The organism is Pantoea osteomyelitidis (assembly GCF_044342975.1).
GTDB lineage: Bacteria > Pseudomonadota > Gammaproteobacteria > Enterobacterales > Enterobacteriaceae > Pantoea > Pantoea osteomyelitidis.
The window spans coordinates 786,486-798,316 of the sequence record NZ_JBGFSN010000004.1; the positions used below are offsets into that span (position 1 = coordinate 786,486).

Here is an 11,831-nt window from a genome sequence, read left to right on the forward strand (position 1 = left end):
GGCCCGATTTGCCTGTACCCCTTTTTTTACCCTGTCTGAATAAATATTCATGACTGCTTTAAAATTCAGAGGTGTACTTATGAATCCTTTCAAATTACCGGTAGCCGACCTGGAACGCACGGCGCGTTCCGTGCGCCGCCGCATCATTCAGCTGAATGCCGGCAGTCCGGCAGGCGGTCATACCGGCGCCGATCTTTCTCAGGTAGAGATCCTCACCGCGCTTTATTTCCGCTTCCTGAACTGCGCGCCGGATCGCACCGGCGATCCCGACCGTGATATCTACATCCAGTCGAAAGGACATGCGGTCGGCGGCTATTACTGCGTGCTGGCCGAGGCGGGCTATTTTCCGGAAAGCTGGCTACCGAGCTATCAGCATTCCGATTCCCATCTGCCCGGCCATCCGGTGCGGCAGAAAACGCCCGGCGTGGAGCTGAATACCGGTGCGCTGGGTCATGGTCTGCCGGTTGCCGTAGGCATCGCGCTGGCGGCGAAAAAAGATAACAGCAAGCGGCGGGTGTTTGTGGTGACCGGCGATGGCGAGCTGGCGGAGGGGAGCAACTGGGAAGCGGCGCTGGTCGCCGCGCACTACGGCCTCGATAACCTGATTATCATCAATGACAAAAACAAGCTGCAGCTGGCGGGCAGCACCAAAGAGATCATGAACACCGATCCGCTGCCGGATAAGTGGCGCGCGTTCGGGCTTGAGGTCACTGAATGTAACGGCAATGACATGGCGGCAGTGGTAGAAACTCTGGAAAACCTGCCGGTAAACGGCAAGCCGCAGGTGATCGTCGCCCATACCGAAAAAGGCTACGGCATCTCCTTTATTCAAAGTAAACCGGAGTGGCATCACCGGGTGCCGAAAGGGGAAGAGATTGCGCTGGCGCTGGAGGAGTTAAAAGATGAGTAACGCACAACATTTGGCCAGCGTCATGGTGACGGCCTTTATCGACGCGGTGAACCGCGGTATCGATCTGGTGCCGGTGGTGGCGGATTCCACCTCAACGGCAAAAATCGCGCCCTTTATTAAAGCCTTTCCTGACCGTCTGATAAACGTCGGCATCGCCGAGCAGACGCTGGTCGGCACGGCCGCCGGGCTGGCGATTGGCGGCAAGGTGGCCGTAACCTGTAACGCGGCGCCGTTCCTGATTTCGCGCGCCAATGAGCAGGTGAAAGTGGACGTCTGCTACAACGACACCAACGTCAAGCTGTTTGGTCTGAATGCGGGAGCCAGCTACGGGCCGCTCGCCAGTACCCACCACAGCATTGACGATATCGCCATTATGCGCGGCTTCGGCAACATCCAGATTTTCGCCCCTTCCTGTCCGCTGGAGTGTCGGCAGATCATTGATTACGCCCTCGATTATATCGGCCCGGTCTATATCCGCCTTGATGGCAAAGAGCTGCCGCAGCTGCATGACGACAACTATCAATTTGTCCCAGGTGCTATCGACGAACTGCGCAGCGGTGAGCATATCGCGCTGGTGGCGATGGGTTCGACGGTTCATGAGATTGTTAACGCTGCGGCGCAACTGGCTGAACAGGGGATCTCAGCGGGTGTGATCGCCATTCCATCGATTCGACCTTGCGATATCGAACAGTTGCGCAACCTGTTAAACCAGTACCCGGCGGTGATTACCGTTGAAGAGCATAACGTCAACGGCGGCGTCGGCAGCCTGGTAGCCGAGGTGCTGGCGGAAGGCGGCTGCGGCATTCCGCTGTTGCGTCTGGGCATCCCGGACGGACAGTACGCCATCGCCGGGGATCGCGCCTCAACCCGTGCGCGTCACGGCATTGACGCCGCCAGCGTGGTGAAAAGTGCAGTGCGCATCTGCGCGGGAGCGTAAATATGGCGGGCCCGGTAATTCTGGCAATAGATGAAGGCACCACCAATGCAAAAGCCATTGCGGTGGATCGCGCAGGTCAGGTGGTGGCGCGCGGCAGCTGCGGATTAACGCTGCATCATCCGCAGCCGGGGTTGGCGGAGCAGGATGCGGAAGCGATCTGGCAGGCGGTGAGAGCGGCGGCGGAAAGCTGCCTGGCGGGCTGCGCCAACGCCGAGGTAGTGGCGGTGGCGATCAGCAACCAGCGCGAATCGGTGCTGATCTGGCAGCGGCGCGACGGGCAGCCGCTGACGCCGCTGGTGAGCTGGCAGGATCGCCGTTCAGAAGCCTTTTGTCGCGATCTGCGCGCCGCCGGAAAAGCGCCGCGTATTACCGGCCTGACCGGGCTGGCGGTGGACCCGATGTTTCCCGCCGCCAAGCTCACCGGCATGCTGGCCGCCATTCCCGATGGGCTGGCGCGGGCGCAGGCGGGGGAGCTTTGTATCGGCACCGTGGATAGCTGGCTGAGCTGGAAGCTGAGCGCGGGCGACTGTTTCGTCACCGATCACGCCAATGCGGCGCGCACCCAGCTTTACAGCCTGCACGGCAGCGACTGGGATGAGGAGCTGCTCGCTCTGTTTAACATTCCGCGCGCGGCGCTGCCCGCAATCGTCCCCTCCGCCAGCGCGCAAGGCGTGGTTGCCACCACTGACATTGCCGGTTTGCCGCCGGGCACGCCAATACTGGCGCGCATCGGCGATTCCCACGCGGCGCTACAGGCACAGCGTCGCGGCAGCGAAGAAGTGGTAAAGGCGACCTACGGCACCGGCTCGTCGCTGATGATGTCGATGACGACACCGTTGCTCACCGAGAACGGCCTCAGCACCACCGTGGCCTGGCACGACGGCCTGATCCGTTACGCTTTTGAAGGCAACATCACTCATACCGGCTCCGGCGCGGCCTGGCTCGGCCGCATGCTGGGCATTGACGACCCGCGTCGCCTGACGGCGCTGGCGGAAAGTAGCGCGCATAACCAGGGCGTCTATTTTGTTCCGGCGCTCTCCGGCCTGGGTGCGCCCTGGTGGGATTTGCAGGCGCGCGGCATGGTGTGCGGCCTGACCGATGCTGCCACGCCCGCAGTGCTGGCGCGCGTGGCGCTGGAGTCGATCGCCTTTCAGATTGCGGATGTTTTCTTCGCCATGGAACAGGCGAGCGGTCTGCGGCTGCCTGCGCTCTGCGTGGATGGCAGCGCGACGGAAAATCCCTGGCTGATGCAGCTGCAGGCCGATCTTTTGCAGCGGCCATTGCTGCGCGCGCCTACGGCGGAGGTCTCTGCGCTCGGCGCGGCGCTGCTGGCGGGAAAAATGCTCAGCTGGTGGCAGCAGGGCAGTGATATGGCGGCGTTGCAGGGCGGCAGCGTGATCGAACCGCGCGAGGATCGCGCCAGGGAGATGCAGGAAAACTATAAAGGCTGGCTGGATGCGGTAGCGCGCTGCCGCTATCAGCCGCTATAACCCATTCGCGGAGCAAAGCAATGTCACATCATCCTCAACAGTTAACCTTTGGCGTCATTATCGGCAATCGCGGCTTCTTTCCCAGCTATCTGGTCGGCGAAGCGCGGCAGCAGGCGGTGGCGCTGTTCGACAAACTCAATATCCGCACCGTGATGCTGGACGAGACGCAAACCAACCTCGGCGGCGTCGAGACGCGCCAGGAAGCGAAAACCTGCGCGGAACTGTTCCGTCAGCACCGGGATGAAATCCACGGCATTGTGGTGCTGCTGCCTAACTTCGGCGACGAAAAAGCGGCGGCGGAGGCGATTCGCCTGTCAGGTCTCAACGTGCCGGTGCTGATCCAGGCGGAAGAGGATAATCTGGACAAAATGGGGCTGGCCACGCGGCGTGACAGCTTCTGCGGCAAAATTTCGCTCTGTAACAACCTGCGTCAGTACGGCATTCCCTTCTCCCTGACCAGTCAGCACGTCTGTGCGCTGAGCAGTGAGATTTTTATGCAGGATCTGCAACGTTTCAGCCAGCTCTGCCGCGTAGTGAAAGCGATGCGTCGCGTGCGCGTTGGCGCCATCGGCGCACGTCCGGCGGGCTTTAACACCGTGCGCTACAGCGAAAAGCTGCTGGAGAAAATGGGCATTGCGGTGGAAACCCTCGATCTGTCCGAGATTTTTAGCCGTATCAAGCTGCTGCGCGATGATGATATTCGCGTGGCGGAGAAGCGCCAGATTCTGGAGGATAACGCCGATGCGCGCGCCATTCCGTCAGAGAAACTGCATACCATGGCGAAGCTGTTTGTGGTGATCGGCGAGTGGATACAGGCGAACGATATCGATACCACCGCCATTCAGTGCTGGACCTCGCTACAGGAGAATCTCGGCATCAACGTCTGTTCCATTATGAGCGTGATGTCGGGCCAGCTGATGCCCAGCGCCTGCGAAGTGGATGTGATGGGCGCGCTGTCGATGTATGCGCTGGCGAGCTGTTCGCTCAGTCCCGCCTCGCTGGCCGACTGGAACAATAATTTCGGCGACGATCGCGACAAATGCGTGCTGTTTCACTGCGGTAACTTCCCCAGCGCCAGCCTGGAGTCGCCTACTGTCGGCACGGCGGATATCATCGGCACCACGGTGGGCAAGGAGAATACCTGCGGCGCGGTGCACGGACGCATGAAGTCGGGCAATCTTACCTATTTTCGCCTCTCGACCGACGACTTTACCGGCGAGATCAAAGCTTACGTGGGCGAGGGGGAGTCAGTGGACGATGCGCTGGACACCGTGGGCTGTCGTGCGGTGATCCGCGTGCCTCAGCTGGAGTCGCTGCTGGCCTGGATCTGTAACAACGGCTTTGAGCATCATGTGGCGATGAACCACTCTTCAACCGCCGCCGTGCTACAGGAAGCGTTCAACACCTATCTGGGTGTCAGTTGCTATCATCATCGCTGAAAACAAGGGGCTTTATGCCCCTTGTCGTCGGGTCTCAGAGGATGAGCTTAGCGGCGCGCAGCGGCTATGCTCTCTGCTGAAGCGCTTTCGTTGGAGGCGTTTGCCAGGTTGATTTTAGGCAAGGTTCCGCCAGTGAATTCAATACGACGCATAGGGAAGGCAAAGCGGATTTCCATCTCTTCAAGCCGCTGCATCAGCTGCACATTGATTTCCTGCTGAATATCCATGTATTTGTTGTAGTCCGCGTCCAGCACGATATAGACCACCTCAAAAGTCAGCTGCGATTCGTCAAAAGAGAGAAAATGGGCGCGATCGAAGCGGGTCGTCTCAATGCCTGTAATGATCTCTTTCACTACACCGCCGATTTGTCGCACTTTTTCCGCTGGCGTACTGTAATTAATGCCGAATTTAAACACAATGCGGCGTTGCTGCATGCGTTTGTAATTATGGAGCGTCTGCTGCAGCATCTGGGTATTAGAGCAGACAATCTGCTCGCCGCTCAGGCTGCGTATCCGGGTGGTTTTCAGTCCGATATGCTCAATCGAGCCGGCAACATCGCCGAAAACGACGAAATCGCCGATTTCAAACGGCTTATCAAAGCCAATTGACAGCGAGGCTAACACGTCGCTGAGCACGGTCTGAACCGCCAGGGCAATCGCAATACCGCCAACGCCGAGGCTGGCGACCAACGCGGTGATATTAATCCCCATATTGGACAGGATGGCGAGGAACATCATTACCCATACCAGGGTGCGCAATACAATGCCAAGGATAACTATCGTTACCGGATTGCGTACCTGTGTCGGGTCATGCAGCATAATCTGGAACCAGAGCCGGATGCCGCAGTTGATCCAGAGCGTAATTTGCAGGATCAGAGCGACGAACCAGCCATGGGAGATGGCTGCACGCCAAAAGCCGGATAAATCAATAAACTTTATCGCTATCAATAGCGAAAATATCAGTAACAGCGTCTGGCTGGTGCTGCGCAATATTTCTACCGCGAGGGTGTAAAGACGCGCATGACGGCTGGTGCTGAAATGGGCGAGACGGCTGGAGACAAAGCGGATAATGCTGCGCAATACCCAGTAAATAACCAACGTGGCGCCGATGACGATGGCGATATTAATCCAAAAGGTTTCATTAAAAAGCAGGCGAGTAAATGTCTGCGAAGAAAGCCAGTTTGCCATTGGGGAAGTGCTCCTTACTGGTGAGCCGGGTTATAAAATGTAACAGGAGGGGGAAAGCATAGCCTGGATGCGCGACGGGCGTCACGCATCCACGGGAAGAAAGCGCTTACTGAAAACGGTTAGCCTTATCGCGCGCCAGACGTTCAAGGGAAAAAATGACCTGCTGAAGCTGACGCGCCTGCACGGGTTCGATAATGGTAAAGCGAAAGCTGAGGCGCGGCGTGACCCGGGTTTCATTTTTGCCGCTTATCACGCTGCGTTGACCTATATGCTGCAGCTGCGCCTCAACTTCAAACTGACCATATTCGCCCAGCTCGACGCGCAAATTTTTAAATTTATCGCCCGTTTTGAGGTCTTCCGGCAGCGCTTCGTCCACCAGCACGCCCACGCCGCCCAGCGAGAGATCCTGCAGGCGAAAACGCACCGTGCGGCCGTCCGGCCATGTGCTGTGACACCAGAATACCGGCTCCAGCGGCGCCATCACGCGAAAGAACTCACGACGCTGAATTTGCCACAGCAGGTCGGGCAGCGGCGCGCTGAAGGCGGGCAGTCCCTCATGTTCAATCGATTCCAGTTCGCTAAGGGAAAATTCGACCTTGGCGCCCTGCGTTTCTGCAGCAATGTTAACCTCGCCGCTCTCCTGTACCTGATGGTTCATCAGATTATTGCTGCCCAGATCGAACAGGATCCGATCTTCATCGGCAGCCAGCAGCTGGCTGATGAATTGACCGCGCGCAAAACTCACCATTATCGGCGTTTTATAGCGCAACAACTCCTTCATAACGCCAAGGACCGCCAGGGTGCCTCGTTTGAGGTATTGTTCATTATCGGCTTCTTTCACATCCTGCTCCACACGATTCGCTTGCTATTCGGATTCCATTGCTACCCGTCCGTTATCGGCGTGACGGCGGGGAACTTTAGTTTGCTAATTATTGTTTTTCTTGCCTTAAAACAGCAGAACAGAAATTCCCGTCTATACTTAGCGCTGTAAACAGCTTGATTATTCAGGCTTTCACGGCAGGAGTGGGATTATGTGGTCGAAACGTGAGTTGAAAGAAAATGCAAAACACGCACAGGCGCGTTCCCGAGACTGGAGCGACGACATGCGCGATGGCCTGGATAGTGCCGCGCATTGCTCCTGTGCCTGGATGAAAAAAAATCCGTGGGCAGGCGTGGGGGTAGGTGTCGCGCTTGGCCTGGTTGTCGGTATGTTAATCACGAAAAAGTAAGGAGTAGTAATATGGGAATTCTTTCATGGATTATTTTCGGCTTAATCGCAGGTATTCTCGCCAAATGGATCATGCCTGGTAAAGATGGCGGCGGCTTCATCGTGACCATCATTCTGGGTATTATTGGTGCAGTTGTGGGTGGCTGGATCAGTACCTTCTTCGGCTTCGGCAGAGTGGACGGATTTAACTTCGGCAGCTTTGTTGTCGCGGTAATCGGCGCTATCGTGGTGCTGTTTATCTACCGCAAAGTACGAAGCTAAATTAACGCCGCGTGCGGACTGAATAACAAAGGGGAGCCATGGCTCCCCTTTGTTGTTTCTGACGTTCAGCTATGTAAAACGATGCCGGCGCGAACCGGCACCGAATCGGGCCTATTTCGCCGCGGTTTCCGTCGCGACGGCTGAGGTTTGCGGAATATCTTTCGCGCTGTCGCAGGTTTTCTCTTTCGGACAATATTTATCCAGCAGCATCAGGGTCACGCCGTTGGTCCAGCCAAAACCATCCTGCAACGGGTATTCACCGCCGCCGCCGCCGCCGAGGTTTTTGCCTTCTACCACATATTTCTCCACCAGCTTGTGCTCTTTGTCATAGGTGGTCTGCACATTATTCAGGAAGCGCAGACCAATTTCCTGCGCCAGCTGCGGCTTCTGATAATTCTCCAGACCTTTTACCGCCACCCATTGCAGCGGCGCCCAGCCGTTCGGGGCATCCCATTGCTGGCCGTTATTCACCGTGGTGGTGACGAGTCCGCCCGGTTTCAGCAGCTGCTTTTCCACTGCCGTGGCGGTGCGTGCCGCCTGTTTGTCGGTTGCCGCCTGCATATAGAGCGGGAACAGGGCGGCCGCAGTCAGCTGGTTATGCACCCGTTTTTTCTGCCAGTCATAATCGGCGTACCAGCCCTGTTTTTCGTCCCACAGGTAGCGATTGATCGCGGCCTGACGCTTCTCCGCCCGTTCGGCATACTGCTGCGCTTTATCGCTCTGTTTATCGAGCTGATATGCTTTGGAGAGCGTTTTCTCCAGATGGAAGATCAGGCTGTTGAGATCCACCGGCGCCAGCTGCGTGGTGCGAATCGTCGACAGGTTATGGGCATCGGTAAACCAGCGTGAGCTGAAGTCCCAGCCGGAGGCGGCGCCCGAGCGCAGCTCGCGGTACATCTCCTGCTTGTTGCGCTCCGGCGCTTTGTTCGCGGTTTTTATGTCGTCCAGCCAGGATTCAGTGCGCGGCGCGTCGCGCATATCCCAGTAGCGGTTCAACAGGGTGCCGTCCGCCAGCTTGATAACCCGTTTGCTGGCGCTGCCGGCCTGCATGCTGTCGCTGTCCGCCATCCAGTAGTCATACTCTTTCTGCAGCTGCGGCAGATAGTGGGTATAGGCTTTATCTCCCTCGTGGGTCGCCAGCAGATCTACCATCAAACTGAAAAACGGCGGCTGCGAACGGCTGAGGTAGTAGCTGCGGTTACCGTTGGGGATATGGCCGTAAGTGTCCAGCTCCCAGGCAAAGTTATCGAGCATATCCTGCACGCGATCCCAGTGACCGCTCTCGGCTAGGCCCAGCATGGTGAAATAGCTGTCCCAGTAATAGACTTCGCGGAAGCGTCCGCCGGGCACCACATAAGGTTTCGGCAGCGGCAGCAGGGAATCATACTGACCGGCCGTTTTGGCGGTACGCGTCAGCACCGGCCAGAGGCCGTCAATATGCGCGCGCAAGCTCTGCCCGGCCGGAGGAACGTATTTTTCACCGTTAGCGGGCAGGGTAAAATTGGTGTAGACGAAGCGTTTCAGATCGAAGCTGCTTTGATTCTTTTGCATCTGCCAGTCGGCAAGAATTGAAGAGGGATTATATTTCGGCACCGCGTCGGCGAAAGTTTTCTGATCCGGAAAAAATTGTGCCTGCTGCACGGCATTAAACAACGGCCCTAAACGCACATCCGGCGGCTGGGGCTGACTGTTGAGCATGCGATCTTCATCCGCAGCCTGCGCCATTAGCGCGGGCGCGGCAAGCAGCGCGGCCAGCACCAGCTGCGCCATCCCATGTTTTTTTGCTTGAGTTGTTACGGCATTTCTTGGCATCGGTTTTTCTCCTTGTCCGAAAAGGCGATCGGTAACTCATTGACCACCCAAACAACTTTAGCCCTAATCTGATAAATTAGCTGGTAACGAGCCTGGAAATGTGAGGCAGTCTGGATTAATCGCGCTTCGCTGGTGGCTGAAAGGGCGCAGTGCATCGGGTAAAAAATAGCGGCGACGTTTTTCTTGCCCTGGAAGAAATTTTGCCGGAGGCTGAAAGAAAAAAGGAGAAAGCAATGGAGATCATCTGGTATCACCCGACGTTTGATGAACAGGCATGGATTAACGGTTTGCAACGGCGTCTGCCGCAGGCCAACGTGCGGCGCTGGCAGCCGGGCGACAATGCGCCTGCCGACTATGCGCTGGTGCGTTCGCCGCCACCGGAAATGTTGCAGGGTCGCCGCGATTTACAGGCGGTGTTTGCGATTGGCGCTGGCGTGGACGACATCCTTTTACAGCTTCAGCGCTACCCCGATATGCTCGCCCCCGGCGTGCCCCTGTTCCGGCTGGAAGATACCGGCATGAGCCTGCAAATGCAGGAGTATGCTGTCCACACCGTGCTGCGCTGGTTCCGCCGTTTCGATGATTATCAGCTGCAACAGCAGCAAGCTCTCTGGCAGCATCTGCCCGGCTATCAGCGCGACAGCTTCACTATCGGCATTCTGGGAGCGGGCGTGCTGGGCGCCAGCGTCGCCGCCAGCCTGCGTCCCTGGGGCTTTCCGCTGCGCTGCTGGAGCCGCAGTGCCAAAGCGATCGCGGGCGTGGCCAGTTTCCATGGCGCGGAACAGCTGCATGATTTTCTCGCCGACAGTCGCGTACTGATTAACCTGCTGCCCGCCACGCCGGAAACCGCGGGCATTATTAACCGCGATCTGCTGCAAAAGCTGCCAGACGGGGCCTTTGTGCTCAACCTGGCGCGCGGCGCGCATCTGGTGGAAGAGGATCTGCTGGCGGCGCTGGATGAAGGTAAAATCAAAGCGGCGGCGCTGGATGTCTTTCAGCGCGAACCGTTGACGGAAGATCATCCCTTCTGGTCCCATCCGCGCGTGGCAATCACGCCGCATAATGCGGCTGTCACTTTGCCAGAGGAAGCTATGGATTACATTGCCGGTGCGATTCGCCAGCTTGTTGCTGGCGGGGAGCCGAAAGGCCGCGTCGATTTAACCCGCGGCTACTGATTGTTCATTCAGGCAGGGCGCAACCGGCCTGCCTGCTTTTCAGGAGAAAATTATGTACCCCGTTGACCTACATATGCACACCGTGGCCAGCACGCACGCCTACAGTACGCTGCATGATTATGTGGCACAGGCGAAGCAGAACGGTCTGAAGCTGTTCGCCATTACCGATCATGGCCCGGACATGGCCGATGCGCCGCACTACTGGCATTTCGTGAACATGCGTATCTGGCCGCGCGTGATTGACGGCGTCGGCGTGCTGCGCGGCATTGAAGCCAACATCAAAAACCTGCAGGGCGAGATCGACTGTTCAGGCCCGATGCTCGACGCGCTGGATCTAATCGTGGCTGGTTTTCATGAGCCGGTGTTCGCGCCGCGTGATAAAGCGGCGCATACCGACGCGATGATTGCGGCGATGGCAAGCGGCCTGGTGCATATTATCAGCCATCCGGGCAACCCGAAGTTCGACGTCGATATTCCGGCGATTGCTGAGGCGGCGGCCCACTATGATGTGGCGCTGGAGATCAACAACTCCTCCTTTACCCATTCGCGTCCGGGCAGCGAACCTAATTGCCGCGCCATTGCCGAGGCGGTGCGCGATGCGGGCGGGCGTCTCGCCTTTGGCTCCGATTCCCATACCGCCTTTACCTTGGGCCATTTTGAGCATTGCCTGCGCATTACGCGCGAAGTGGATTTTCCGGAAGCGCGCGTGTTAAATGTCACGCCGCGACGCCTGCTCGATTTTCTCGAGAAGCGTACCGGCAAACAGATCGCTGAATTTGCCGATTTTTAATCTCTTGCCTCAAGGAAGGTTGTTGTATGAATGAGTTCTCTATCCTCTGTCGGGTTATCGGCTCGCTGTTTAATCGTCAGCCGCAGGACCCGCTGCTGGTGCCGCTGTTTACGCTGATGCGGGAGGGGAAACTGCAGGCGCAATGGCCGCTGGAGCAAGATGAGCTGCTGAACCGCCTGCGCGAAAACAGCGATCCTCAGGTGCTGGCGGCGGATTACAATGCGCTGTTTGTCGGCAGCGAATGCAGCGTGCCGCCCTATGCCTCACAGTGGGACAATGGTCGCTCAGAGGCGGATATCCGCGCCTTTCTGACCTCACGCGGTATGCCGCTGAGCGACGCGCCCGCCGATCATTTTGGCGTGCTGCTGCTTGCCGCCTCCTGGCTGGAGGATCAGTCGGAACAGGATGAGTCTGCCGCCCAGCTGGCACTGTTTGATGACTATCTGCTGCCGTGGTGCGGCGCCTTCCTTGGCAAAGTGGAAGCGCATGCGACCACTGCGTTTTACCGCACGCTGGCGCTGCTGACGCGCGAAGCGATTCAGGCGATGCGCGAGGAGCTGGCGGAAGAGGGGGAATAACATTAAAAAAGCCCCGCAGGGCTT

12 protein-coding genes are annotated in these 11,831 nt (G+C 57.9%); 9 read left to right on the forward strand and 3 right to left on the reverse strand.

Annotation, left to right across the window (positions count from 1 at the left end; all coding sequences use genetic code 11):
• Positions 1-79 precede the first annotated feature (79 nt).
• From ABU178_RS08815 to ABU178_RS08830, 4 genes are read left to right on the forward strand one after another with little or no spacing between them, the layout of a single operon-like run.
• Positions 80-910, forward strand: coding sequence for a transketolase (locus tag ABU178_RS08815; RefSeq protein ID WP_397213917.1), 831 nt, complete (start codon positions 80-82; stop codon positions 908-910).
• The gene (locus ABU178_RS08820) at positions 903-1,847 is read left to right on the forward strand and encodes a transketolase family protein (RefSeq protein ID WP_397213919.1); all 945 of its coding nucleotides are present in this window, start codon (positions 903-905) and stop codon (positions 1,845-1,847) included. Before ABU178_RS08815 ends, ABU178_RS08820 begins: the two co-directional genes overlap by 8 nt.
• A 2-nt stretch (positions 1,848-1,849) precedes the next feature.
• The gene (locus tag ABU178_RS08825; protein WP_397213921.1) at positions 1,850-3,337 is read left to right on the forward strand and encodes an FGGY family carbohydrate kinase; all 1,488 of its coding nucleotides are present in this window, start codon (positions 1,850-1,852) and stop codon (positions 3,335-3,337) included.
• Between the two features lie 20 nt (positions 3,338-3,357).
• The gene (locus tag ABU178_RS08830) at positions 3,358-4,776 is read left to right on the forward strand and encodes an L-fucose/L-arabinose isomerase family protein (RefSeq protein WP_397213923.1); all 1,419 of its coding nucleotides are present in this window, start codon (positions 3,358-3,360) and stop codon (positions 4,774-4,776) included.
• 47 nt (positions 4,777-4,823) lie between these two features.
• On the opposite strand, the gene ABU178_RS08835 is transcribed toward ABU178_RS08830, so the two are convergent.
• Positions 4,824-5,963 (reverse strand): mechanosensitive ion channel family protein, encoded by a 1,140-nt coding sequence (locus ABU178_RS08835; RefSeq protein ID WP_397213925.1) that lies wholly within the window; start codon positions 5,961-5,963, stop codon positions 4,824-4,826.
• Positions 5,964-6,069: 106 nt separating this feature from the next.
• Positions 6,070-6,804, reverse strand: coding sequence for a flagellar brake protein (locus ABU178_RS08840; RefSeq protein WP_397213927.1), 735 nt, complete (start codon positions 6,802-6,804; stop codon positions 6,070-6,072).
• 190 nt (positions 6,805-6,994) lie between these two features.
• On the opposite strand from ABU178_RS08840, the gene ABU178_RS08845 reads away from it, so the two are divergent.
• Positions 6,995-7,192, forward strand: a complete 198-nt coding sequence (locus tag ABU178_RS08845; RefSeq protein WP_397213929.1) for a YqjD family protein — start codon at positions 6,995-6,997, stop codon at positions 7,190-7,192.
• Between the two features lie 11 nt (positions 7,193-7,203).
• Positions 7,204-7,452, forward strand: a complete 249-nt coding sequence (locus ABU178_RS08850; RefSeq protein ID WP_397213931.1) for a GlsB/YeaQ/YmgE family stress response membrane protein — start codon at positions 7,204-7,206, stop codon at positions 7,450-7,452.
• 111 nt (positions 7,453-7,563) lie between these two features.
• Here ABU178_RS08850 and treA read toward each other — a convergent pair whose 3' ends face one another.
• Positions 7,564-9,264, reverse strand: coding sequence for an alpha,alpha-trehalase TreA (gene treA / locus ABU178_RS08855; protein ID WP_397213933.1), 1,701 nt, complete (start codon positions 9,262-9,264; stop codon positions 7,564-7,566).
• Between the two features lie 233 nt (positions 9,265-9,497).
• On the opposite strand from treA, the gene ghrA reads away from it, so the two are divergent.
• Genes ghrA through ABU178_RS08870 form a run of 3 tightly spaced genes read left to right on the forward strand, consistent with a single transcriptional unit; the run spans position 9,498 to position 11,807 of the window.
• Entirely contained in the window at positions 9,498-10,439 is a 942-nt protein-coding gene (gene ghrA / locus ABU178_RS08860; RefSeq protein WP_397213935.1) for a glyoxylate/hydroxypyruvate reductase GhrA, read from the forward strand.
• A 52-nt stretch (positions 10,440-10,491) separates the two neighbouring features.
• Entirely contained in the window at positions 10,492-11,229 is a 738-nt protein-coding gene (locus ABU178_RS08865; RefSeq protein ID WP_397213937.1) for a phosphatase, read from the forward strand.
• A gap of 26 nt (positions 11,230-11,255) precedes the next feature.
• Positions 11,256-11,807: a molecular chaperone gene (locus ABU178_RS08870; protein ID WP_397213939.1), complete on the forward strand. Its 552-nt coding sequence runs from the start codon at positions 11,256-11,258 to the stop codon at positions 11,805-11,807.
• Positions 11,808-11,831: the final 24 nt, after the last annotated feature.